The organism is Anoxybacillus flavithermus (assembly GCF_002742685.1).
Classification (GTDB): Bacteria; Bacillota; Bacilli; order Bacillales; family Anoxybacillaceae; genus Anoxybacillus; species Anoxybacillus flavithermus_E.
On sequence record NZ_PEDM01000001.1, the window covers coordinates 366221 to 389910 of the forward strand.

Below are 23690 nucleotides of genomic sequence, written 5' to 3' on the forward strand. Positions count from 1 at the left end.
GGCGATTTTAAGTCATCTATTGTATTCTTTGTGTCATGTAGTGTAAACTATAAATAAAATTGTTCGCGATTCGCGTACCTTTAATTCAATTATATTTAGGAAAATAGAAAATAACAAGTATTTTTATTCGTTTTGCGAACGACGCATAGTAAGGGAGAGAATACGATGATTTCAAAACGATTATCGGAGTTACGGAAAAAGAGGCAATGGTCATTGCAATATATTGCCGACCAACTCAATATCGCAAAAAGTACATATGCTGGTTATGAATCTGGTTACCGCCAGCCGTCGCTGGAAGCGGTCAAAGAGCTTGCCACGTTATTTGGCACAACAACGGATTATTTGCTTGGTGTCACAAATGATGAACAACCGACCATTGAGCTAACGAATGCGGCGTTTCATATGACAGTAGACGGCGAACCGTTAACGGAAGACGAAATCATTCAACTTATTGCATTCATTCGTACGAAACGTGAACTTGAGAAACATAAAAAATAGGCGTCACAAAACGCCTACTGAATCATTGCAACATCGCGCGCCAATGACTCAACTGATGCATACGGCCGATCAATCTGCAACATACGTCGCAACACATGACGCGCTTTCTCCGATAGCAACAGTTCGTCTTCCCAGCTTTTTTCTTCGTCCGCTGTCGGCTCATAAGCAGAATATAATAAAAACAATAAAAAATGGCCAAGAGCGTATATGTCGCTTTTTACATCAATGTTTCGCCTTAGCCGCTGTTCAAGTGTGAACAGCCGTTCATTTTTTTCGGATAAAAAGCGCGCAAGCCCGAAATCGAGGACATATACAATCCCATCGCGAAAAACGATATTCGGAATGCGCAAATCGCGATGCACAATGCCGTGTGCGTGAATGTATTGCACGACACGCAACACATCCGCTAATAGTGAAAACGCTTCTTTTTCATCGTACGTTTTGTTTTTATCAAAAATAAGTGTCTCAATCGTATCCCCTTCAATGTATTCCATGACAAGATGCAACGTGCCTTGCACGTCAAACGAGTCGTACAACTTCGGGATTTGCGGATGATCGAGCTTTTTTAAAATAAGCGCCTCTCGTTCAAACGATGCACGCCGCTTCTTTCTTTTCGTCCGCTTCATCTGTTTTAAAACGACAAGTTCCTTCGTTTCTTCATCGCGCGCCACGTATGCTACCCCGTAACTTCCTTCCCCGATTTGTCTTTCAATGACATACCGTCCATTCACGACTGCACCTTCCCGATACGGCTTTTGAAACAAATGAATCATTAGCTGCTAAAAAAGCTTGAGAATATGCTATGGCTATGATGTTTTCTTTTATAATGCTTATAGCCGTATTGCGACGGATGGCGATGCGGACGGTACGTATAACGATCGCTGCTGCTGTAACGATGTTTATGCATGCTTTTGTGTAAAAGTAGTTCGAGCAATTTTTTCAGCATGGTTATCATCCCTTCCTCTTGAATACATGAATATACGAAAAATAGAAAAAAAAGTTTCACATTTAACATATATGCCTTGCGAAATAGAAAAAATTTTATGAAAATACAAAAAGAAGGAGGGATACATATGTTTCATCATGGTGTAAAATCGGGAGTCGCCATTGCAATCGGATACGCACCTGTTGCCCTTACGTTCGGTTTGTTAGCGAAGTCAACAGGTCTTTCCATCGTAGAAACAACGCTTATGAGCATGATTGTATTTGCGGGGGCAGCACAATACATTTCGCTCAATTTGATTTCGCTTGGTACCGGGACGTTTGAAATCATTGTAACGACGTTTATTTTAAACATTCGTCATTTTTTAATGTCCGCATCCCTAAATGAAAAGGCGGAACGCGATGCTCTTTGGAAAAAGGCACTATATGCGTTTGGCATTACAGATGAAACGTTTTCTGTCGCGGCGATGAAAGAAGGAACAGTCTCTGCTTCGTATATGTTCGGACTTATTTTCATTTCGTACAGCAGTTGGGTCGTCAACTCTGCCATCGGCCATGTCGTTGGCGCGTATTTGCCAGAAAACGTACAACTAAGCTTATCTGTTGCCCTTTATGCGATGTTTGTCGGGCTGTTAGTTCCCGCCGTCAAAACAGAGCGAAAAGCGCTTTGGCTTGCGGTTTGTTCGGGCGCCATCAACTGCATGCTTTTATTATGGCTTCACGTTCCAAAAGGCTGGGCGATCGTCATCGCAACGATTATGTCATCCATGTTTATCCAATGGATTGTAGAAAAAGGAAAGGAGACAACATATGCGCAGTGACATTCTTTTCATCATTCTCGGCATGGGCATCGTCACATACATTCCGCGCATGCTTCCATTGACCGTTTTTCATCGCATCCACTTGCCGCCGTTTTGGCGCGGTGTATTGCGCAACGTCCCGTACGCGACGCTTGGTGCTTTAATTATTCCTGGGATGTTTCTCATCCAAGACGACCTATGGTTTGGCATCCTTGGCTTTGTTAGTGCTGTTTTTGCCTCTTGGCTCGGTGCGAATGTCATGATCGTCGTTTTCGTCTCTGTACTTGTGTTAACCGTATATACGTTCATATAACAAGGGTGTCCAACATGATCGGACACCCTACATCTTTTACACTTGCTTTTTTCGAAACACTGCAATAACGACCCCGATAACGATCAACGCTCCACCAATCCAAAATGAAACATGTAATTGCTCATGCAAAAACATCCAACCAAACAAAGAGCCGACAAGCGGCTGGAAAAAGAAAAAAAGCGATCCAACACCGGCATCCATCATTTCCATCCCTTTATTCCAAAGAAAAAACGCCCCTGCGGTTGACACAACACCGAGATAAATGACCCCAAGCACAACGGGAAACGAAAAAGTTACAGACGTCACTTGCCACCATTCCCATACCATCAATGGCGTTGTGCCGATGAAAGCAACGAAAATCGCATAAGTCGTAATAACTAATACCGACAGTCGCGCCGATGCCATTTTGACAAGTACCGATAAAAGTGCCCATGTTACGGCCGCTCCAACGAGTAAGACGTTCCCGAAAAATGACGTCGTCTCTTCCCCACCAAATCCAACGACGACAACAACCCCTGCCGTCGCAAGCAGAAGCGCACTTAGTTTTCGTAACGTCACGACTTCATTTAACATCCAACGAGCGAAAATAACAATAAACGCAGGCGTGGCTGACGTAATGAGCGAAGCCGTATGCGCATCCGACCATTTTGTCCCGACAAACTGTAAGGAAATAGAAACGACATACCCGACGATCCCAATGGATATGATATGCTTCCAATCTTGCTTCTCTTTCGGCATCGAAACGCGTTTCACGCGTAAAATTGCCCATAATACAAAAAAAGCAACCGCATAACGAAGCCATACGAGCGTAAATGGCGGAACATAATCGAGCACATATTTACTCACGACATACATGCCACCCCAAATGCTCGCAGCAAGCGACAAATACAACGAACCGAAAAACGTTTGTCTCATCTTTTCCCCTCCGTCTTTTTTCTTTTTTCTACAAGATGGAACATGCGCTTGCTCCGTCTTAGAAGCAAGCTGCTGGTTGATCGTTTTCAAATAAATACATATACATACTTCTCACTCCTATACGATGGTTATTTTTTTATTTTATCAAATTTTTTAATGGTCTAAAGAAAACAAACGTCGATCCACGGTAGTTTTTACATCCCACAATACAAAGCCCGTCGCACTAGTTAAACGCTAGCCGTCTAACTAGTACCACGGGGAACTTTTTAAAAACTTTATTCGTCTAAAAAATCTTCTGCTTGCTTTGGATGAAGAAAATACTCTTCAGTAAATGTTTCCTCAAGGGCATTCATCGCTTTTGCTGATTTAATTTGGTTAATTAAGTTATCAACAACAACAGCAGACTTTTTCAAACGGTGAGGACTAGACAACATCACTTGACGAAGTTTGTTAATTTCTACGTAACACTCATCATTGAGCTGATCCATTCCTCTTAAATCTGCAAAAAATGTCCACTGTTCACGTACTCTCTGATGAATTATATCCGTAATTTCTTTCACATAATTTTTTACATCACTTACCGTTAAAGCACCTGTGGCTTGTGCATAAATACGGTTTTTATATGCCAAATATTCCACCCGATACATATGTTAATCCCCTTATCGCACGTTTAAGCTAAACAGCTAACCTTCTGTTTCACTTCTTCTAACATCTGTTTTCGCTCTTCATCACTCACATACGGAACAGAGTAAAATACAGTATGATCTAAAACTTCCATGCCTGTAAATGCAAGCGTTCCTGCATTCATCACCGCTTGAAACGCTGATGGAAGGTTTCCTAATTCAAGAAACTCTTTCGGCTGACCAGTTGTTTGAAAAATGATCGCCTTTTTATTTTTCAACAACCCTTCTGCTCCGTTTTCTGTATATTGAAACGCAAAACCGTTTGTAAACACCCGATCGATAAACCCTTTTAAAATCGCTGGCGTGCCCGCCCACCATGTCGGATAAATGAATATGATATGATCTGCCCAAGCGATGTGCTCTTGTTCAATTCGAATATCATCCGGTATTTGATGTTGTGAAAATTGAACAAAATCTTCTGATGATAACACCGGATGAAAACGCAACTCATACAAATCGCGGACTCGGACGTCATGCCCTTTCGCCGTTAACGTTTGTTGGACAGTTTCTTTGATCGCAGCGTTAAAACTGTTTGGATTTGGATGTGCATATATGACTAACGTATTCATGTTCATTCCCCTTTCTTTTAAACAGTTGTTATATGTTCAATGAGTTTTTCCGCACTTTCTGCAATTTGCTCGTTCGTTAACGTACGAGCACCATGAAGGTGGAATGACGGTAAATATCTCATCCCTGTTAAATTCGCCATCGCTTGAAAAGGACGAAGCAACTCGCTCATCGTGTAATGATTGTATCCCCCTGCTCGATAAGCACCTTCTGGTCCACCTGTCGATACAGCAATAACAAAGTCTTTTCCATGCAACTTATTTCCTTCACTTCCATATGCAAAGCCATAGGATAAAACGACATCTTGCCATTCTTTTAGTAAAGACGGACTACTGTACCAATAAAAAGGAAACTGAAAAACGATTCGATCATGTTCAATCAGTAGTCTTTGCTCTCGTTCGATATTAATGTTTCCATTCGGATAGTTTTTATAAAGTTCATGAACGGTCACATTCGGCTGTTTCTTTAAACGCTCTACCCACGCGCGATTCACTCTCGATTCATCAATGCGCGGATGCGCAACGATCACTAACGTTTTCATAGAAGTAAACCTTCCTCCCATATTTGTTAATAACGTATCATATCTTTCCCATCGGCATAAATGGACATGTATGATTCCGTTGGCCAACGCGTTCATGACATTGTCTCATTCGATATAAACATTTGTTTGTACATACAAATAAATGTTTATTCGATTAATATATTTCCGTTCACATGAAGAAGTATAACATTTGTTTGTACATACAATCAATACATTAAAAAAATTTTTTTATTTTTTTTCTAGTCGATCGCACACTTCATCAATTTGTTGTGTAATACGTTGAGCATCTTCATCACCTAAAATTTGAGCATAACGCTTATAAAGATTTCGCCAACACCTTTTGATGTCATCCTGTATTCCTATCCCTTTTTCAGTTAAGTAGACGAAAGTCATTTTTCCTTCATTTTTGCGATATACGAGCTGTTTTGCTTCCAATTTCTCAACAAAACGCGTACTCGTCGATGGGGCAATATGCAAAATGTCACTCAATTCTTTTTGCGTAATGCCCGGTTGGTCGCTTACAGTCATCAACAAAAAAGCGTGCATCGGCGACAAACCAATATACGAAAATTCTTCCTCTGCTATTTTATTCATTAATCTCGCTAACCGATTTGATGTAAAATATAAACATTTACAAAAATTTTGACCCACTGGCATTCCCTACCTTCAACATACTTGTATATAAAAATTACTAAATAAAAAGAAACTTGTAAAGCAAAACCTAGAGCTTTGTATTACCGAATCAATCCGTAAAAAATCTACTGAACAACATGCTCACTTTATCTCGTAGACGCAATACGAAATATGCATCATTCAATAAAAACCCCGAGCTCTCTAAAAGAACTCGGGGTTGTGATGATTCCGACTGGGCTCGAACCAGCGACCTCCACCCTGTCAAGGTGGCGCTCTCCCAGCTGAGCTACGGAATCGTATGTTGTTGTCCTATCGAACACATTTTTCATTATACTTACCTTCTCTCACATTGTCAAATACTTTTTTAAAAAATTTTTTAGCCATTGCCTAGGCAATGGCTAATGGCGGATAAAGTCGATGTGAGTGCCTTGGAAAAAGCCATCTTTATATTCGTATGTGACGATGAAACTGCCGATATATTCGCCTTTTTTTCGTTCGAGAAGTAAAACAGCCTTCAGTTTTTGTTTGTCGAGCGCGTATTTTACAAAGCGATCGAACGTCACTTTCATCCCTTTTTCGCCTTGGCGATTGTACGGAATGAGTGCATGGACATGGTCGATGACAATCTCCGTTCCTTCGTCTGTCTCTTTCATTTTCATGCTTTTTAAAACGACAGTGCGCGGATCTTCGACGATCATTTCTTCTATGCCGTTTTCGCGATGGGCAAATACGTGCACTTCGTTTTTATACGTGCCGTTGCCGCGTGCTTTCACGAGAAAAACGACGACATCTTCCTTTCCATCGTCCGTTACATCAACGGAATACAATTGCGGATTGGCTTTCGGATCGTTCACGTGTTCCCATTCCGGAAACGCATACGTCTGTTGACCGACGTGAAGCGTAAAATGGCGCACCCAATCTCCATCTTCTTTGCCACACAATTGCACGTTTGCTTCCTCTAATTTTTTCGTGCAAGTATCCCCATTGAACGAAAGCGCTGTCATAACCGATAATAATAATGATAAAAACATACGCGTCCTCCATACTTTTTCACTTAGTATGGAAGAAAAACAGAAAAATATGTATTGCCTTTATTAAATAAGACATGGTATGATAATCAGAAAAACAAAAAAAGGGGGAATGCACGATGAGACGTGTCACATTAACTGACATCTTCCTTCACCCCATCACCCAAAAGTATTTAAAACGCTCAGGCGTTGCACACGCCATTGCGACCGCATATCACGCGTATCGCCTCGCCTTGCAGTATGGAGTGAATGTTGATTTAGCGACAAAAGCGGCATTGCTTCATGATATTGGACATTATGAATGGTACTCAAACGGAACGTGGGACTATGAAACATATAAACAAAACGACATTCATGCGATTAAAGGGGCGGAGCGAGCGCATAAACTGCTTATTCGACTCGGTGAACATCCTCAACACGCCAAAGAAATCGCCCTCGCCATTTTGCTTCATACCGATTCGTATCTTCCAGAAGGAGAGCTAAAACGAAAACCGCTTCAGACGATCGTTAAACTTGCCGATGAAGCAGATGAAGAACCAGGCGGCAAACATCACTATCGCCAAATCGATGACGAACTCGCTTTGAAAAAAATTCAACAACTCGATCGCATGGTCGAGCAACAACTGCAACGCGATGCCCTCGACCAAATTAGCTAAGGCTAGGCATATGCCTAGCCTATACGTATGATAACGCCTGTTCAAAGTCAGCAATTAAATCATCGATCGCCTCGAGTCCGACGCTTATGCGCAACAAACCGTCCGTAATGCCGCGACGAAGGCGTTCTGCTTTCGGCATCGCCGCATGCGACATTTTTGCCGGATAAGATAAAATCGACTCTACCGCTCCTAAACTAACCGCAAATACCGGAATATACGCATATTTCACAAACGTCCGCACCGCTTGTTCATTTTCCAATTCAAACGACAACACCGCCCCAAACCCACGCGCTTGTTCGCGATGAATGACGTGCCCTTCGTGATGCGAAAGCCCCGGATAATACACATGTGCTACTTTCGGATGACGATGTAAAAACTGCGCGAGCTGCATCGCTGAACGGGAAGCGTAATCAAGCCGAACGTGCAACGTTTTTAACCCGCGCAACACAAGCCACGCATCTTGTACGCCGAGCACCGCACCGAACGCATACTGCAACTTCCGAAGCTCTTTGGCTAGTCGCTCATCTTTCACAACCGCAAGTCCAGCGACGACATCGCTATGGCCGGCTAAAAATTTCGTCGCGCTATGGAGCACGACATCAACGCCGAGATCGAGCGGACGCTGTAATAAAGGGGTCGCGAACGTATTATCTAAAAACGTCAAACAACCGTGGGCTTTCGCAAGCTTCACAACCCCGCGAATGTCTGTAATTTTTAAAAGCGGATTGGACGGCGTTTCCATATAAATCACTTTCGTATTTGGACGAATATGACGTGCGACCGTATCTAAATCGGTCATATCGACAAACGTATATTCAATGCCCAATCGGCTGAATACATCCGTGATGATGCGATACGTTCCGCCATATACGTCATCTGTAATTAACACATGATCGCCTTTTGACAACAATAAAAATGCCGTAGAAATTGCCGCCATGCCCGATGCGAACGCAAAACCGCTCACTCCTCCTTCAAGCTCCGCAATCGTTTCCTCTAACGCCTCACGCGTTGGATTGCCAGAACGGCTATAATCATATTTTCCAAACGTATCAAAATCGAACTGATGAAATGTCGACGCATGATGAATCGGGACGCTGACTGCCCCCGTTTGCGCATCGACCTGCCATTTATTGTGAACGAGCCGCGTTTGTATATCCATCTTTTTTTACACCTCTTTCATGCGTTGAAACGCTTGTGTTAAATCGGCAATTAAATCGTCATGGTGTTCAATGCCGACAGAAAAACGTAACAGTCGATTACATACCCCATTGGCGATGCGAACATCCTCTGGAATATCCATATGCGTTTGCGTCGCTGGATACGTAATAAAACTTTCGACACCGCCTAAACTTTCCGCAAACGTAATGAGCGTTAAACTGCGCAAAAACGGATTGACCCACTTTTCATCGCGCACGCGAAACGACAACATACCTCCTCTTCCCGGATATAACACATCGGTGACGTCTTCGTGTCCACGTAAAAATTCGTAAATGGCTTTCGCATTTTGTTCGTGCTGACGCATGCGAAGAGCGAGCGTCTTCATGCCGCGAATTAACAGCCATGAATCAAACGGCGACAACACCGCTCCGATCGCGTTATGATACATCGCCAATTGCTCGCACAGCGCTTTTCCTTTTGCGACAATGAGCCCGGCAAGCACATCGTTATGCCCGCCTAAATATTTCGTCGCGCTATGGATGACGATATCCGCCCCTTTCGTTAATGGCTTTTGTAACACAGGGGTGTAAAACGTATTATCGACAATAAGAAGCAGCTCATATTGTTTCGCAAACGCCGCCACCGCTTCAATATCTGCCTCTTGCATAAGCGGATTTGTCGGCGTTTCTAAAAAAATCGCTTTCGTTTTGTCCGTCACATGCGCCTTTACCGCATCGAGATTGCGAACATCAACGTATGTAAACGACAGCCCGTATTTCTTCCACCCTTTTTCAAACAACCGATACGTCCCGCCATATAAATCGGCCGATACGAGAAAATGATCACCGCTTTCAAAAAGCGCAAACACCGTTTGAATCGCCGCCATGCCTGAACTACATGCAAAGCCTTGATCCCCTTCCTCTAATTGCGCAATCGCCTCCTCGACAATATGTCTCGTCGGGTTTCCTGTCCGAATGTAATCGTACCCCGTCGACTGTCCGATCCCTTCATGACGATACGCTGTTGAAAAATATACAGGTGGATTGACCGTTCCTGTCGTCGTCTCGCTTCGATTACCGATTTGCGCTAATACTGTTTCCACATGGCTCATTCGCTCTCTTCCTTTCTAAAAAAATAAAAGCCTTCTAAGAAGAAGGCTTTCTGTCCATAGACAAACGCTTCTTCTTATCTTCCGAATTGAACGCCAATTCGCTGGATTTAGCACCTGACCGCTTTCGGCTGGTTGCTGAAGGTTCATCGGGCCAGTCCCTCCCCTTCTCTTGATAAGAATGCACATGCATATTGAATTTTCTGATTTTTAACTAATGTACATGATTTTCAAAAAAAATGCAACTTTTTTCTTCACTAAAAGTTGCGCTTGATTTTTTCACAACATGTCCCCCTCGCGCTTGTAAGGAAAAATCAGTGAGTCAATGATTTTTGCAAATCCTTGTCTAGGAGAGCATATTGCTTGTCAAGCACATGTTGTGATGATGCACCCCTTTTTTATTATAAAAAATAACAGATAAGCCTTATCTGATATAACGGAACGCATACTCATTCTTTAGCGAAAAAACAACATGTCTGAAACGATACACAAGGCAAAAGTAATAGAAATTTAGCCCAAATCTCCTTATATAGGAATATGACAAACCTTATTTTTTACAATAATGTGAATGATATCGAATTTCGGACTATAATCATGTAAAATATATCTTAAAATTATAATATAATTACTAGAAGGTATTCCAATTGAAAAAAATTCTTACTCTTACAATATTTCTGACTAATATTTTTGTATTCGGATTTTACGAGACTTTTTCATATGCATCAGAACTATCTGTTACAGAAGAAACAGAAAACGAAAAAGAGATTGCCGTTCAGTTCGATTTGTCTAATCAAGAAAAACAAGAGATAAGTATCGTCGATGAATTTGGGAAAGAAATAACCTTTATCGTTGAGCCCTTTACTTTATCGGAAAGCATGAATTATGACAAAGTAAGTGTATTTTCGTATCAACATCTTTTTCCATATGGGAAGTCTACTTACCAAGTAAAAGCAACAACCCCTTATATGGGAATTAGTTATTTTATTGATGTTAACATTCCTAACAATATCGAACAATCTCAAATTATTAAAGCTTATTCCTATGATTATTGGATTATCGGTGGAACTCTGAATAACATTACTTTGAATCATACGGATCAAACAGCTAAATTTTCTGCTGATGTATCATGGTTGGGAGGACTTGGTGGAGCAAATGTTTATGTTAAGGCAATTTTATCTGGGAATCTGCTTACTATAAGTACAAGAATGTAGGACGATTAATAAATGTTCACTAGCTCTAAGAATGATTTTTATTATTTGATTGAAAACTAATTACTAAGGACGGAGAGCAATGGGATACTTTTCACTTGTAGCTATTATTATTTTTGCATTTTCACTATTTTTTCTTTTGAAATGTGCTTACCAGCTAAAAAAAAATAGCGATATACAAATTAAACAAAACGAACACATTATCCAATTACTAATAGAACAAAATCATAAAAAGAGATAATATCAATACTTCAAATTCTGCATTCAAATCATTACAGTTTCCTATGAACAAAATACACAGATCCAATAGAACCGACAACACTGTGTCAATAGCTTCTCGGTTTTGAAGTTGAGTACTCAAGGCAATTTTTGATGCACTTCACATTTTTTGTAGTTTGGCAGTGAAAAAGGGGACAAAAATTGTCCCCTATTTTCTTGCTGCAAGAGCATCGGCTTTTGTCGGATGGACGGTTCCCGCTGGATGTTGTGGCGGTGCATAGATGGAATACAATTTTAGCGGAACGCTCCCTATGTTAATCACATTATGCCACGTTCCTGCAGGCACAAAAATGGCAGAACCGTCACCCACTCGTCGTTCAAACGTTAGCTCATTTTTCTTTTTGCCCATCCGCACAATTCCTTCTCCTTGTTCAATACGTAAAAATTGATCCACGCCCGGATGAATTTCTAAGCCGATATCCTCCCCGACACGAAGGCTCATCAATGTTACTTGTAAATGAGGTCCCGTCCATAACGTCGTACGAAACATATTGTTTCGTTTCGTCGCGTCTTCAATTTGAATGACAAACGGGTTCGGTCCGTAATCTTTCGTATGTTCTCGCGGAAACGGATACATCGGATACGGATACATCGGCACATACACATAATGCGGATAGTAATGATACATGTTCCCACCTCTTTTTTCATATTCATCGTCATGTTATGCACAACTGCCCGATCTTGCGCCTCGAATGCAAAAATCGACAAATCGAAACGATATATGGTAAATTAGGGACAAACGTAAGGGAGGAATTGTGATGTGGCACGAGTTTAAAAAATTTGCGGTACGAGGCAACGTCATCGACTTAGCTGTCGGGGTCATTATCGGTGGAGCATTTGGAAAAATTGTTTCTTCCCTCGTCAACGACATCATTATGCCGCTTGTCGGTCTCGTTTTAGGAGGGATTGATTTTAGCAGTTTATCTTGGAAAGTCGGTGAAGCAGAAGTAAAATACGGGGCTTTTATTCAAACCGTCGTTGACTTTTTAGTCATTGCCTTTTCTATCTTTCTATTCGTCAAACTGCTGAACAACTTATCCGAACGAATCAAAAAACAAGAAGAGAAGAAAGAAACGGCACCAACGATCACAAAAGAACAACAGCTGCTCACAGAAATTCGCGATTTATTAAAACAACAAAAAGAAACGACATAGCCCCCAAAGCTTTTTGGGGGCTTCCCACTCATTCTTTCTCTACGAACTGCTTTACTTCTTCTTCTGAAAGATCCGTGACGTTCGCAATGTCTTTTACGCTCATCCCTTTTTTCGCCATCGTTCGTACAAGGCGCTTCATTCCTTCTTCTCTTCCTTTTTCTAACGCCTTTTGTTCATACGAAATAATCAATTCCATCACTTGTTCTTTTTCTTTCGTCTCCATTTCATTCACCTCGCTTCGTAGTCTTCGTTCTTCTTCATCAGATAATTTTACATATGTTTCAAAAAAGCCAAACAATAATCGTTGTTTCGCTTCCTCTAATTCCAACCGGACAAGCATGCGTAAAAATTGTTTTTTCAGTTCTACTCGTTCACTTTCAGTATATCCCATTTTGCTTAGCAGTGCAGCAGCGATTGGATTGTCTTGACGAATGTAGTTTCGCCAGTTTTGTTTGCGCAATTCGACAGTGAAAAAACGAAAATCAAGCACGTAGCCAAAAGGAAATTGGAGGGTAAATGTCGATGGTTCGTCGCGGATCGTATCGTAGCTAAATACAGCAATAGGTACAATGTTTTTACGGTATTTTTCAAACAATCGGCTAAAATAAATAAACATCCGTTCAGGAAATGATGGTTGCACATAGCTTTGATTTTCGATATGCACAATCACAAGCCCGTCTTCGCCTTTTAACTTCGTTTCGACAAGCAAATCGACGCGGTACTTCTCCCCTGCCGTCACATCGGTGAACAGTTCCTCGGATAAAAACGAGACGTGGCGAAAATCGATATGCTCGTGCATCGCCGGAAAAAAGAGAATGATAAATTCCTCAAAAAACGTTTGGATCAACTCTTTAAACAGACGATCGTGGTCAATGGACATATAGTCACCTCGCATACAATCGTTTCGATGTTTTTATTCGACAACATCGACTATTTTCCTGCATGTGATGTTCACATCTCTTCAAAAAAGCCGTAAACCCATACGGATTTACGGCTTTTTTTACGCATTCAACGCAGCTTCTTCCTCGTCGCGCAAGTTGTGCGCAAGGCGACCAGAGGCGCTTGCGGCAACGCTTGCGACTAAGTCGTCTAAAAACGTATGCACACCTTTGCCACGTTTCGTATCAAGTTGTTTAATGATTCCGACTTTATTTTTATCGAGATGGCCAAACGTTGTCACCGCAATGCTTCCGTATCCGAGTACCGCCCCTAACGCTAACGTTTCATCGACGCCAAACAGCCCTTCATCCGTTTCGACAATCGTTTGAAGCGGCTCTGACAACATGCCGTTTTCTGCGAGTTTATCAAGCTCAATCCCAACTAAAATCGCATGTTGTACTTCACGTTTTTGTAACACTTTTTCTACGCTTTCAATACATTCTGCCATCGTTAAATTTTTATTGTATGGGCTTTGCATTTCATATACAATCTCAGCAATCGCTGGAATCGTCACACCACGTTCTGTTAATAGTTGCAACGTTCTTTCATACACTTCTTTACTTGATATACGCTTCATGTTTTATTCCCCCTCTCGTTCTCTCATTATATCATGCAACGACAAAAAATGCAGAAATGTGGTACGATAAGAAAGAACAACGTCGAAAAAGGATGGGAGAACATGCAAGAGTTAACACTTCACAGCCAACATTTAGACGAGGAACTATCGTTACCTGTATATTGCTCTAAACCTGTCACGCCGCTTTATAAACATCTCGTCATCATCGCACAAGATGGACAAGATTATTTTATGTTCGGAAAAATTGGCCGCGTCATCGACGAGCTCGGCATACGTGCTGTCGTCATCGGCGTGCCGTATCACAACGTGTCAGATCGCTATGAGAAATATCATCCAAACGGAAAAAAACGCGAAGCGTACATGCGCTTTCTAGCAAACGAACTGGCGCCACTCGTTGATGAACATTTTTCGACATATCAAATGGGTACAACACGCATTCTCGTTGGCGATTCGCTTGCAGGAACCGTTTCGCTTCTTACCGCGATGACATATCCACATACGTTCGGAAAAGTCGTCATGCAGTCGCCATATGTGAACGATGATGTGATAGCGCACGTGCAATCATTTACGGACTGGCATTTACTTGCGCTTTATCACTCGATCGGCATACATGAGAAAGAAGTGAAAACGACAGACGGAGCTGTCCGTAACTTCATTGAACCAAATCGTGCGCTTTCTCACGTTCTTCAAACAAAACAAGTTCGCTATCATTATCACGAGTTTGACGGCGATCATTCATGGACATACTGGCAGCCAGATTTGCCGATCGGATTAAAAAAAGTGATTGAAATGTAACAGTATTTTCCGAAAATTTGTTATAATATATAAATATAATGACGAAAGGAGGAAACGTCGCATGAAATGTGGTATCGCGATTTTTCCATCAAAAAAAATTCAAGATTTTGCAAATTCGTATCGTAAACGGTACGACTCTCACTACGCCTTAATCCCACCGCATATTACGTTAAAATATGCGTTTGATGTGGAGGAAGACAAGCTCAATGAGCTCGTTCAACAACTTCGCGATGTCGCACGCGAAACAGAGCCATTCACGTTGCGCATCACGAAATTTAGTTCGTTTTATCCGGTCAACAACGTCATTTATTTAAAAGTGGAAAAAACAGAGCCGCTCATCAAACTACATGAAAAATTACATCGTCCACCGTTTGTTGAACAAACAGACTATGCGTTCGTACCGCACATTACGATCGCACGTGATTTGTCAAACGACGAATATTCGGATGTATTCGGCCGCTTTAACATGCAGTCCGTCCATTTTGAAGAACAAGTCGACCGCTTCCATTTACTATATCAACTTGAAAACGGATCGTGGTCAGCATACGAAACATTTCATCTTGGAAAGGAATAACAACATGTACGTCAAACGAGGACAAGACGAAGCGCTTTGGCACGATGCCCTTTTTGTTCGCCGCGCCGTCTTTATTGACGAACAAGGGGTGTCGGAAGAAGAAGAAATTGACGCATTCGAGCGCGAATCTATTCATTTCGTCATATACGATGACGATCAACCGATTGCCGCAGGACGTTTTCGTATAATCGATGACGTCGGGAAAATCGAACGCATTTGCGTCCTTCCAGCATATCGCGGACGCGGCATTGGCAAACGGATCATGGAAGCGATCGAACAATACGCCAAACAGCACGTCACAAAGGTGAAACTAAACGCCCAAACACATGCCGAACCGTTTTACAAACAGCTCGGCTACGAAACGGTATCCGACGTCTTTCTGGACGCGGGCATTCCACATGTGACGATGGTAAAAAACATGCGATCATAGCGGTCGCATGTTTTCTTTTTCCCTTGGCATACTAACAAAAGAAGCGACAGAAGAAAGGATATCGTTATGAACGAATTTGGGCAAATTGCAGTCGAACTCATTGTCGGTTATATCGCCTTATTTATTATGGCGAAAATACTTGGGCGGACACAAATTACGCAAATTACGCCATTTGACTTTATTTCCGCCCTCGTTCTCGGAGAGCTTGTTGGAAATGGGCTATACGATGCCGATGTTGGGCTCGCGAAAGTATTGTTTGCGATTGGACTATGGGGACTGCTCATTTACGCAACAGAAATGATTACACAAAAGAAAAAAGAACTTCGCGAATTGTTAGAAGGAAAACCGGTGATCGTCATTTCGAAAGGAAAAATTTTATATGAAGCGCTAAAACAAACGAAGCTCGACCTAAACCAACTGCAACATTTGCTTCGCGCCCGCAACGTCTTTTCCGTTCGCGAAGTGGAATACGCCATTTTAGAAACAGACGGCACAGTGAGCGTCATGAAAAAAGCCCCATACGAGCAACCGACGCGGCAAGATCATCACATGTCTGCATCGGAAGCGACATTGCCTGTGACGGTCATTATCGACGGGGAAGTCATTTGGGACAATTTACAAGAGAACGGTTGGGACGAACAATGGCTAAAAAAACATATTCGCCACGCTGGCTTTGAAAACTACGATGACATTTTATACGCCGAATGGCAAGACGGCAAAGGCATGCACGTGCAGGCATATTAACGTTTTTTCAACGAACGATCTTGAGGTCGTTTTTTCTTTTGTGATGTTTGTTCTTTTTTCTCGTTTGTCGCTCGTTGTATGTTTGTGACGCGTGGAACATGAAGCGGGTTTGAACGAATCGGTGGAATATGCATATGCTCGCCTCCTTTTTTTATATATTCGCCAACCAACAAAAAACTCCTTTTCTCTTATTGTATGTTTTGTTAACATAGACGTTGACGTTAGACGAAGGAGTTTGACCGATGAACAAAGCGCAATATAACGGCAAGTTATTTGACATTCATACATTACCACGAGAAAAATATGAGCTCGTTTACGAACAAAGTTTACGCAACAAATGGACGTGTCCGACGTGCGGTGGAATCGTTCGCTTTCATTTAGCGATTGAACATGCCCCGCACTTTTATCATGTGTCAAATGCTTGTATAAAAGAAGAACGAAAACAAGCGAACATCATCTCGATTCGCCCAACCGAACCGTTTCATATGAAAGAAAAAAAACAAATGACCGTATGCGGTATCCCACTCGATGCCGAGCAATACGAAGCTGTCCATCATGTCGAAGGACCACTTCTTGTTCTTGCAGGGGCTGGCAGCGGCAAAACACGCACGCTAACGACACGCGCCGCAACAATGATTACAACTCATCACATCAAAGCGAAAAACATCATGATCGTCACCTTTACGACAAAAGCAGCAAAAGAACTAGCCGAAAGACTACAGTCGTACAACCTTTTCGACATACCGACCGTCGGCACATTCCATAGCTTATTTTATCGCATGTTACAACATGCCGATCCGTTCCGTTGGCGGCACGAACGGCTTATTCGTGACTGGCAAAAAGAAAAGATGATGAAAGAAATCGGACGCCACATCGGCATTGACGAACGTGATTTTCCGTACGATGAAGCAATACAGCGCATGTCGTATTGGAAAAATACGCTCACATCGCTCGATGATATCGCCATTGAAAACGAATGGGACGAGCGCGTCGTGCAGTTGTATAAACAATATGAAATGAAAAAACAACAGCTCGAACTGTTTGATTTTGATGATATGTTATATGCGTGCTATGACATGTTGCGGACGGATGAAAAACGATTGCGACAATACCACGAACGGTTTCATTACTTTTTAATCGATGAATTTCAAGACATTAACCGTGTGCAATACGAGACGATGAAACTACTTGCATCCCATACGCATCATATTTGCGCCGTCGGTGACGACGACCAAGCCATTTATGCATTTCGTGGCTCCGATTCATCGTTCATTCACCAATTCCAACAAGACTTTCCGAACACAAAAATCGTCAAGCTAACGGAAAATTATCGTTCATCACATCCAATCGTCGCACTCGCCAACCGCATCATTGCGAAAAGTCGCACGCGCATTCCGAAACAAATGAACGCCCAAACAGATAGCAGACATATGCCGACGATGTTTTTTCCGTACGATGAAGAAGAAGAGGCGACGATGATCGCCTGCGACATTGAAGAACGAATGAAACAAGGCGTCAAACCGAGCGATATCGCCGTTTTGTGTCGCACGAACGCATCGGCGCGTGCTGTGTTTGAGCGACTTTCACAACTTCACATCCCCGTCACAACAGACGGTGACTCGTTTTACAATCGCCGCATCGTGCGCTATTTGTTAAGCTTTTTTCAACTTGCGCTCGATCCAAACGATGAACAAGCGATGGCAGACGTCGCCACCGTATTGTTTTTAAAACAGACAGTCATAAACGATGTAAAAGCGATCTCCATTTTACAAGATTGTTCGCTTGTGGAGGCGCTTGCCAAGCTCGACGGCATTCAACCGTTTCAACAACAAAAATTGCGCACGATCGCCCCGCTTTTTGCGAAAGTAAAAGAGATGAAGCCGTTTGATGCGATCGATTTCATCGAAAAAGAGATGGGCTTAGGCGAATTTTTAAAAAAGCGCGGCAATGAAGGAAATACGATTGAAAAAGGGTCCGACGACGTACGCGATGTCAAAGTCGTCGCACGAAAATTTAAAACGATTCAAGCGTTTCTATCTCACGTCAAGCGCGTTCAGTCATACGCCCATACGACGTGCGATGACGGCATTCAACTCATGACGATTCACCGCTCGAAAGGATTAGAGTTTCCGGTCGTCTATATCATCGGGGCAGTCGATGGGCTATTGCCACATGACTATGCGCTTGAAGCGTATCGAAATGGCGATGTCGCTCCGCTTGAAGAAGAACGCCGCCTTTTTTACGTTGCCATCACACGCGCCAAAGAGCGCCTCTTTATTTCTGTTCCGTCCATGCGCCGATTAAAAAAAGCAAACGCCTCGCGCTTGCTTTCTTTCCTTGAAACAAAAGCGAAAAGCCTCGTCTAAGACTTTTCGCTTTTTTCTTATTTTTTATTTAACATATTCGCAATCGTATTAAAATCAATTTGTTTTCCGTTATTGACGATCGACTGCACAATTTTATCTTCCAATTCTTTCGGTACGTTGCGATTCGCAATTTGAGCGACGCGTTTGACGATGCCGCGCACCGTTTTTTCATCTTTAAAATTCGCATGTTGTAAAGAATTCGCCAGCGCAAAAATATCTTGCATATTCACACCCGTTTTCTTTTCGATATTTTTAAAAAAATGTTGATCCATTTTTCTCCGCCTCCTTCACTTTTCTTTTTCAGCATATGAAAAACAAAAAAAAACGTTCCAAAGGTATGCCCTTTGGAACGCCTCTTCTTAGTGAACGAACGCTGCACCAACGATAATCAATAAGATGAACAACACAACGATTAACACGAATGTTGAACCGTATCCGCCGCCGTAGCCGTAGCCACCGTAACCATATCCGCAATATCCGAAGCCCATGAGACTCCACCTCCTTCAACGTTGTCGCTTACATCATATGCGCAAAAATTCATTTGGTATGGGCGCTGATCAAATTTCTCTTCATTCACGAAACTGTCGAAACATGCGTGCAAACTGCTTTTCTTTTTTCGCAAAAAACGCTTCCGCATCGCCCATATTTGCTTGAAACTGTTGAAATAGAGCATCGTTTATTTTTTCTAATTTGTTTAACGTCGCTTCCACTTCTTTTCCCCACGTGTCAAATGCTTTCATGAACGCATCGTGCTTTTGATGTTTTTTGCGCGTATACGATTGCAATTCTTTTTCCAAACGATCCATCCTCTTCCCCCCTTGCTTTTTCATACGTAACAAACGTAAAAATGTGCTAAAATAAAACACGAAATGATAAGAAAGGACGTGTCATATGAAACGACTACAAGACGCACAACAATTTGAACAAGCGATCGCATCAAGCACGCCTGTTGTCGTAAAGTTTTTTACAACATGGTGCCCGGACTGCGTGCGCATGGATCAATTTATCGACGAAGTGATCGCTGCTTATCCACAATTTACATGGTATGACATCAATCGCGACGATGTGCCACACATCGCCGAAACGTACAACGTCATGGGCATTCCGAGCTTGCTTGTGTTCCAAAACGGCGAAAAAATCGCCCACTTACATAGCGCCAACGCCAAAACACGCGAACAAGTCGAGGAGTTTCTTCAAACAATCAGCTAATTTAGCTGATTGTTTGTACATATAAATCAAAAAATTACGTTGAAGGGGATAACGAACACCAAAAAAGCCACGTACGAGTCGTGGCTTCACATAAGAAACGGCTGCAATTTTTGAATAAGCTGTTGCATTTGTTTCGCTTGTTGTTCATACATTTGTTTTGCTTCGGCGTCATTCGTTTGCAAGGCGAATAGTTCGAAGTCCGCTTCTGCTTTTTTCATCGAGGCAAGCAATAGTTGTTTTTGTTGCGGCTCTGGTACTTGAATGCGATCGTCATATGAATCGACAGTCAGTTGACCATACGAATCAACTTGCGCTAAAAAGACGTTTTCGACAGCAACGCCCATTTGATCGAGCTGTTTCTTTAACCAACCGCGGTTTAAACGAGCTGTCGCAAGCGGTTCGTCTAAAATTTTTCCGTCCATAATGACCGTTTGTGGTTCTTTTTCCTCTGGAACGTACTTTTGGACATCCCCAATCGTCAGCGGCTGTTTGTCGCGCTTTAATAAAATGCTTAAATCACCGTTTGCCTCAAGCGTCGCAAATTCGACATCCGCAACGCGAAAGACGTCTTTTTTCCGCAACTGTTCAAGCAATTCATCGGCTGTATATTTTTCTTTTTTCAAATTATCTTCTAAAATTTTTCCGTTTTTAATAAAGACGGTGGAATTGCCTTCAACGAAATCGCGAAATTTTTTACTGCGCAACGAAATGATTGAAATGGCGACAGGAAAAAGCGACCAAATCAAAATGCTCGTTATTCCTTCCGTTAACCGAATATCTAAATCCATCGACATCGACCCGGCAATATCCCCGATCGTAATACCAACGATATATTCAAAAAATGACAGCTTCGACAACTGTTTTTTCCCTAATAATTTTGTAATAACAAACAGCCCAATTAAAATACAAATCGAGCGAATCGCAACTTCTAACCACGCTGGCATACCTACATCCCCTTATATTGCGGCTCTTCGCGCTCAAGCGTCGAGATGCGCCCTTTTAATGCTGCAATCATTTGTTCCGTTTGTAACATCGCTTCATGAAACGCACGCTGCGCCTCATCATTCGTTGACGTCAGCGCAAGCTCTTGCAATGTTGCATGAATCGCTTTCATATTCGCCAAACTTTGTTTTACTTGTGAACCGATTGTCATGTCCCTCTATCCTTTCGGTTTAAATAATAATGCTCCGATAAAACCGAATACAATGGCGGCGGAAATGCCGGCGCTTGTCACTTCAAACATCCCTGTCAACACCCCGACGATGCCATGTTTTTCTGCCTCTTGCATCGCCCCGTGCACGAGCGCATTGCCGAAACTTGTAATGGGAATCGTTGCGCCAGCACCTGCAAAATCAATAAGCGGCTCGTACAATCCAAATCCGTCTAAAATCGCGCCTGTCACAACGAGTGCGCTTAACGTATGGGCAGGTGTCAACTTAAACACATCAAACATCACTTGTCCAATGACGCAAATAAGCCCTCCGACGACAAACGCCCAGAAAAACATCGCCATCATGAATGATCGCCTCCATATTCAATCGCAACTGCATGGGCAATGCAAGGAATCGTCTCGCCTTGTTGAAACGTGAGCGGCGATAAAAGCGCTCCTGTCGCTACAACAAGCATGCGCTTCATTTCTCCCCGCTTCATCCGGTTTAACAAATGACCGTACACGACGGTTGCAGAACACCCTGCCCCGCTCCCTCCCGACAACACTGGTTGCCCTTCGCGATAAATGAGTAATCCGCAATCTTGATATCGTTCTTCTTCAAGCTTCATCCCATTTTTTCGCAACAAATCAAGCGAGACAGTGCGGCCGATTTTTCCTAAATCACCTGTCACGATTAAATCGTAATACGACGCATCAACTTGCATATCGCGTAAGTGCGCTTCAATCGTATCGACCGCCGCTGGTGCCATCGCCCCACCCATATTAAACGGGTCGGTCAATCCCATGTCGACGACTCTCCCAATCGTTGCGGAAGTAATGCGCGGCCCGTCTCCTTCACTTCCGACGAGCGCTACTCCTGCCCCTGTCACCGTCCATTGCGCTGTCGGCGGCTTTTGCCCACCGTATTCCGTCGGATAACGAAACTGTTTTTCAACCGCAGCATTATGGCTTGCGGCACCTGTTAATATGTACTTCGCCCCGCCGTAATTGACGATAAAAGCGCTTAACGCGAGCGCTTCCATCGACGTCGAGCAGGCGCCAAATACGCCTAAATACGGAGTGCTGAGCGTGCGGGCGGCAAAGCTTGAAGGAGTCATTTGATTAATCAAATCTCCTGCAATCATAAACTGCACTTGTTCTTTTTCGATGTTTGCTTTTTTCATCGCTTGAAAAAACGCTTCTTCAAACAGCACTTTATGCGCTTTTTCGTACGAATCTTCCCCAAGCCAAAGGTCTTCATGCAATAAGTCAAAATCATCGGCAATGTTTCCGTTCGCTTCAAACGGTCCGCCGACTGTGGCGGTGGCGACGATGACTGGACGGTTTTCAAATACCCATGTGCGATGTCCTTTCATCATCCGAGCCCACCCCATTTCACTACAATTGTTTTAATGAGCGCTACGACAAACGCAGAAAACGTGCCGAATAAAATGACGGAACCGGCTAGTTTAAACATATTGCCGCCAACGCCAAGCACAAATCCTTCCGTTCGGTGTTCAATGGCGGCGGAAATGACGGCATTGCCAAAACCGGTGACAGGCACAGCGCTCCCTGCTCCTGCAAATTGCGCTAACCGGTCATATACGCCAAACCCGGTTAACAACATCGCGATAAACACCATCGTCGCTACCGTCGGATTGCCGACCGTTTTTTCTGTAAAGTCGAAAAAGTACATATAAAAATAAGAAATTGCTTGACCGATGGCACAAATGAATCCGCCGACAAAAAAGGCACGCACGCAATTTTTCAACACCGGCCGCTTCGTTTCACGCACTTGTTCAAATTGATGATACTCTTGTTGAACGGGCGTTAAATGTTTTCGCTTTTCGTTTGCCATTATTTCACCTCACTACGTTTGTTCTTCACTTAATTTTTGAATGATCGTTACTTCTTTTTCGATCTCTTTTTCGCTAATATTTTTCGTTTCGATTTTTTCTTTTAACGCTTTCGTTTTCCAAAAAATTTTTAAATCGTGCGAGGCGATCACTTTTTCGCGAAATTGTTCATTCAGCGCTTTACCTACCTCTTTTTCAATTTGTTTCATGCGAAAGCGATGCAAATGTTTCACTTGATACGCCACAAGCAACCGTCCGTTCGCCTCGACCGCCACCGCATCTTTCACATCTTGTCGTTCCTTTAACATCTGTACGGCTTTTTCGGCATGTTGTTGGTCGCCTCGTTTCGCGCTTCCGTCATGGCTAACATTGGTGATATTTTCTTGCTGCAGCGATTGTTGTTGTTCTTTTTGTTCATGTGCACAACTCATTAGAAAAAAGACGAGAATGAGTACAAGCCATTTTTTCATAGCATTCACCTTTCTGTTCATGTAGGTATTGTCAAAAGTTTTAAAGACATACCCTAAGTTTTTATTGATTTTATGCGGTTTTTGACGAAAAAAAGCT

The 23690-nt window shown here is 42.7% G+C and carries 35 protein-coding genes, 1 tRNA gene and 1 riboswitch; of the genes, 12 read left to right on the plus strand and 24 right to left on the minus strand.

Annotated elements, in window-relative coordinates:
• Positions 1–165: 165 nt before the first annotated feature.
• On the plus strand, positions 166–498 hold the full coding sequence (locus CS060_RS01880; protein ID WP_035049675.1) for a helix-turn-helix domain-containing protein: 333 nt from the start codon (positions 166–168) through the stop codon (positions 496–498).
• 14 nt (positions 499–512) lie between these two features.
• Here the strand turns inward: CS060_RS01880 and CS060_RS01885 are convergent, their stop codons facing one another.
• Together CS060_RS01885 and CS060_RS14020 are read right to left on the minus strand one after the other, a co-directional pair.
• Positions 513–1271 carry a serine/threonine protein kinase gene (locus CS060_RS01885; protein ID WP_035049677.1) on the minus strand — a complete coding sequence of 253 codons (759 nt, stop codon included), beginning with the start codon at positions 1269–1271 and terminating at the stop codon, positions 513–515.
• Entirely contained in the window at positions 1271–1444 is a 174-nt protein-coding gene (locus tag CS060_RS14020; RefSeq protein WP_180271036.1) for a hypothetical protein, read from the minus strand. The genes CS060_RS01885 and CS060_RS14020 overlap by 1 nt, the downstream gene beginning before the upstream one ends.
• A gap of 127 nt (positions 1445–1571) precedes the next feature.
• Between CS060_RS14020 and CS060_RS01890 the strand changes: the two genes are divergently transcribed.
• Both CS060_RS01890 and CS060_RS01895 read left to right on the plus strand, forming a co-directional pair.
• Positions 1572–2261: an AzlC family ABC transporter permease gene (locus tag CS060_RS01890; RefSeq protein WP_035049679.1), complete on the plus strand. Its 690-nt coding sequence runs from the start codon at positions 1572–1574 to the stop codon at positions 2259–2261.
• Positions 2251–2553 (plus strand): AzlD domain-containing protein, encoded by a 303-nt coding sequence (locus CS060_RS01895; RefSeq protein ID WP_035049681.1) that lies wholly within the window; start codon positions 2251–2253, stop codon positions 2551–2553. Before CS060_RS01890 ends, CS060_RS01895 begins: the two co-directional genes overlap by 11 nt.
• Positions 2554–2589: 36 nt before the next feature.
• On the opposite strand, the gene CS060_RS01900 is transcribed toward CS060_RS01895, so the two are convergent.
• The 7 genes from CS060_RS01900 to CS060_RS01930 all read right to left on the minus strand — a co-directional run bounded on the left by CS060_RS01900 (position 2590) and on the right by CS060_RS01930 (position 6923).
• Positions 2590–3468: a DMT family transporter gene (locus tag CS060_RS01900; RefSeq protein ID WP_035049683.1), complete on the minus strand. Its 879-nt coding sequence runs from the start codon at positions 3466–3468 to the stop codon at positions 2590–2592.
• Positions 3469–3743: 275 nt separating this feature from the next.
• On the minus strand, positions 3744–4115 hold the full coding sequence (locus CS060_RS01905) for a hypothetical protein (RefSeq protein ID WP_035049685.1): 372 nt from the start codon (positions 4113–4115) through the stop codon (positions 3744–3746).
• A 23-nt stretch (positions 4116–4138) separates the two neighbouring features.
• Positions 4139–4720 carry an NAD(P)H-dependent oxidoreductase gene (locus tag CS060_RS01910; RefSeq protein ID WP_035049688.1) on the minus strand — a complete coding sequence of 194 codons (582 nt, stop codon included), beginning with the start codon at positions 4718–4720 and terminating at the stop codon, positions 4139–4141.
• Positions 4721–4737: 17 nt separating this feature from the next.
• A complete protein-coding gene (locus CS060_RS01915; protein ID WP_035049690.1) occupies positions 4738–5259 on the minus strand; it encodes an NAD(P)H-dependent oxidoreductase in 522 nt (173 codons plus the stop codon).
• 228 nt (positions 5260–5487) lie between these two features.
• Positions 5488–5916 (minus strand): MarR family winged helix-turn-helix transcriptional regulator, encoded by a 429-nt coding sequence (locus CS060_RS01920; RefSeq protein ID WP_099668627.1) that lies wholly within the window; start codon positions 5914–5916, stop codon positions 5488–5490.
• A gap of 199 nt (positions 5917–6115) precedes the next feature.
• Positions 6116–6188: transfer RNA gene (locus tag CS060_RS01925), tRNA-Val, on the minus strand.
• Positions 6189–6290: 102 nt separating this feature from the next.
• Positions 6291–6923 (minus strand): hypothetical protein, encoded by a 633-nt coding sequence (locus CS060_RS01930; RefSeq protein WP_035049693.1) that lies wholly within the window; start codon positions 6921–6923, stop codon positions 6291–6293.
• 116 nt (positions 6924–7039) lie between these two features.
• On the opposite strand from CS060_RS01930, the gene CS060_RS01935 reads away from it, so the two are divergent.
• Complete coding sequence (locus CS060_RS01935; protein WP_009362746.1) at positions 7040–7576, plus strand: HD domain-containing protein; 537 nt, start codon at positions 7040–7042, stop codon at positions 7574–7576.
• A 19-nt stretch (positions 7577–7595) separates the two neighbouring features.
• Here CS060_RS01935 and metC read toward each other — a convergent pair whose 3' ends face one another.
• Together metC and CS060_RS01945 are read right to left on the minus strand one after the other, a co-directional pair.
• A complete protein-coding gene (gene metC / locus CS060_RS01940; RefSeq protein WP_099668628.1) occupies positions 7596–8735 on the minus strand; it encodes a cystathionine beta-lyase in 1140 nt (379 codons plus the stop codon).
• A 6-nt stretch (positions 8736–8741) separates the two neighbouring features.
• Positions 8742–9845, minus strand: a complete 1104-nt coding sequence (locus CS060_RS01945) for a methionine biosynthesis PLP-dependent protein (RefSeq protein WP_035048918.1) — start codon at positions 9843–9845, stop codon at positions 8742–8744.
• 71 nt (positions 9846–9916) lie between these two features.
• Positions 9917–10024: riboswitch (SAM riboswitch) on the minus strand.
• A 462-nt stretch (positions 10025–10486) separates the two neighbouring features.
• Between CS060_RS01945 and CS060_RS01950 the strand changes: the two genes are divergently transcribed.
• A complete protein-coding gene (locus CS060_RS01950) occupies positions 10487–11053 on the plus strand; it encodes a DUF5626 family protein (protein ID WP_099668629.1) in 567 nt (188 codons plus the stop codon).
• A gap of 424 nt (positions 11054–11477) precedes the next feature.
• Here CS060_RS01950 and CS060_RS01955 read toward each other — a convergent pair whose 3' ends face one another.
• Positions 11478–11957 carry a cupin domain-containing protein gene (locus CS060_RS01955; RefSeq protein ID WP_035048915.1) on the minus strand — a complete coding sequence of 160 codons (480 nt, stop codon included), beginning with the start codon at positions 11955–11957 and terminating at the stop codon, positions 11478–11480.
• Positions 11958–12087: 130 nt separating this feature from the next.
• On the opposite strand from CS060_RS01955, the gene mscL reads away from it, so the two are divergent.
• A complete protein-coding gene (gene mscL / locus CS060_RS01960) occupies positions 12088–12483 on the plus strand; it encodes a large conductance mechanosensitive channel protein MscL (protein ID WP_035048913.1) in 396 nt (131 codons plus the stop codon).
• A gap of 28 nt (positions 12484–12511) precedes the next feature.
• On the opposite strand, the gene CS060_RS01965 is transcribed toward mscL, so the two are convergent.
• Both CS060_RS01965 and CS060_RS01970 read right to left on the minus strand, forming a co-directional pair.
• The gene (locus CS060_RS01965) at positions 12512–13363 is read right to left on the minus strand and encodes an Rpn family recombination-promoting nuclease/putative transposase (RefSeq protein ID WP_099668630.1); all 852 of its coding nucleotides are present in this window, start codon (positions 13361–13363) and stop codon (positions 12512–12514) included.
• Positions 13364–13483: 120 nt separating this feature from the next.
• Positions 13484–13999, minus strand: coding sequence for a phosphatidylglycerophosphatase A family protein (locus tag CS060_RS01970; protein ID WP_006322857.1), 516 nt, complete (start codon positions 13997–13999; stop codon positions 13484–13486).
• Between the two features lie 102 nt (positions 14000–14101).
• Between CS060_RS01970 and CS060_RS01975 the strand changes: the two genes are divergently transcribed.
• From CS060_RS01975 to CS060_RS01990, 4 genes are all read left to right on the plus strand, one after another.
• Positions 14102–14794 carry an alpha/beta hydrolase-fold protein gene (locus tag CS060_RS01975; protein WP_099668631.1) on the plus strand — a complete coding sequence of 231 codons (693 nt, stop codon included), beginning with the start codon at positions 14102–14104 and terminating at the stop codon, positions 14792–14794.
• A gap of 61 nt (positions 14795–14855) precedes the next feature.
• Complete coding sequence (locus CS060_RS01980; RefSeq protein WP_035048909.1) at positions 14856–15368, plus strand: YjcG family protein; 513 nt, start codon at positions 14856–14858, stop codon at positions 15366–15368.
• A 4-nt stretch (positions 15369–15372) separates the two neighbouring features.
• Complete coding sequence (locus tag CS060_RS01985; RefSeq protein ID WP_035048907.1) at positions 15373–15798, plus strand: GNAT family N-acetyltransferase; 426 nt, start codon at positions 15373–15375, stop codon at positions 15796–15798.
• Between the two features lie 66 nt (positions 15799–15864).
• Positions 15865–16542, plus strand: coding sequence for a DUF421 domain-containing protein (locus tag CS060_RS01990; protein WP_099668632.1), 678 nt, complete (start codon positions 15865–15867; stop codon positions 16540–16542).
• Here the strand turns inward: CS060_RS01990 and CS060_RS14025 are convergent.
• Positions 16539–16676, minus strand: coding sequence for a hypothetical protein (locus CS060_RS14025; protein WP_180271037.1), 138 nt, complete (start codon positions 16674–16676; stop codon positions 16539–16541). The genes CS060_RS01990 and CS060_RS14025 overlap by 4 nt on opposite strands.
• 108 nt (positions 16677–16784) lie before the next feature.
• Here CS060_RS14025 and CS060_RS01995 point away from each other — a divergent pair, with 108 nt between their 5' ends.
• The gene (locus tag CS060_RS01995) at positions 16785–18908 is read left to right on the plus strand and encodes an ATP-dependent helicase (RefSeq protein ID WP_099668633.1); all 2124 of its coding nucleotides are present in this window, start codon (positions 16785–16787) and stop codon (positions 18906–18908) included.
• A 17-nt stretch (positions 18909–18925) separates the two neighbouring features.
• Here CS060_RS01995 and spoVIF read toward each other — a convergent pair whose 3' ends face one another.
• From spoVIF to CS060_RS02010, 3 genes are all read right to left on the minus strand, one after another.
• A complete protein-coding gene (spoVIF, locus tag CS060_RS02000; protein ID WP_006322845.1) occupies positions 18926–19180 on the minus strand; it encodes a sporulation-specific transcription regulator SpoVIF in 255 nt (84 codons plus the stop codon).
• A gap of 87 nt (positions 19181–19267) precedes the next feature.
• A complete protein-coding gene (locus CS060_RS02005; protein ID WP_009362140.1) occupies positions 19268–19396 on the minus strand; it encodes a YjcZ family sporulation protein in 129 nt (42 codons plus the stop codon).
• An 81-nt stretch (positions 19397–19477) separates the two neighbouring features.
• On the minus strand, positions 19478–19714 hold the full coding sequence (locus tag CS060_RS02010) for a hypothetical protein (RefSeq protein WP_099668634.1): 237 nt from the start codon (positions 19712–19714) through the stop codon (positions 19478–19480).
• Positions 19715–19799: 85 nt separating this feature from the next.
• Here CS060_RS02010 and CS060_RS02015 point away from each other — a divergent pair, with 85 nt between their 5' ends.
• Positions 19800–20117: a thioredoxin family protein gene (locus CS060_RS02015; RefSeq protein ID WP_035048903.1), complete on the plus strand. Its 318-nt coding sequence runs from the start codon at positions 19800–19802 to the stop codon at positions 20115–20117.
• A gap of 86 nt (positions 20118–20203) precedes the next feature.
• Here CS060_RS02015 and CS060_RS02020 read toward each other — a convergent pair whose 3' ends face one another.
• Genes CS060_RS02020 through CS060_RS02045 form a run of 6 tightly spaced genes read right to left on the minus strand, consistent with a single transcriptional unit; the run spans position 20204 to position 23593 of the window.
• Complete coding sequence (locus tag CS060_RS02020) at positions 20204–21061, minus strand: DUF421 domain-containing protein (protein WP_035048901.1); 858 nt, start codon at positions 21059–21061, stop codon at positions 20204–20206.
• 2 nt (positions 21062–21063) lie between these two features.
• Positions 21064–21270: a DUF1657 domain-containing protein gene (locus CS060_RS02025; RefSeq protein ID WP_035048899.1), complete on the minus strand. Its 207-nt coding sequence runs from the start codon at positions 21268–21270 to the stop codon at positions 21064–21066.
• Between the two features lie 6 nt (positions 21271–21276).
• Complete coding sequence (gene spoVAE, locus CS060_RS02030) at positions 21277–21633, minus strand: stage V sporulation protein AE (RefSeq protein ID WP_035048897.1); 357 nt, start codon at positions 21631–21633, stop codon at positions 21277–21279.
• Positions 21630–22646, minus strand: coding sequence for a stage V sporulation protein AD (gene spoVAD / locus CS060_RS02035; protein WP_035048895.1), 1017 nt, complete (start codon positions 22644–22646; stop codon positions 21630–21632). The genes spoVAE and spoVAD overlap by 4 nt, the downstream gene beginning before the upstream one ends.
• Positions 22643–23125 carry a stage V sporulation protein AC gene (spoVAC, locus tag CS060_RS02040; protein WP_099668635.1) on the minus strand — a complete coding sequence of 161 codons (483 nt, stop codon included), beginning with the start codon at positions 23123–23125 and terminating at the stop codon, positions 22643–22645. Before spoVAC ends, spoVAD begins: the two co-directional genes overlap by 4 nt.
• A gap of 12 nt (positions 23126–23137) precedes the next feature.
• Positions 23138–23593: a YhcN/YlaJ family sporulation lipoprotein gene (locus CS060_RS02045; protein ID WP_099668636.1), complete on the minus strand. Its 456-nt coding sequence runs from the start codon at positions 23591–23593 to the stop codon at positions 23138–23140.
• Positions 23594–23690 lie beyond the last annotated feature (97 nt).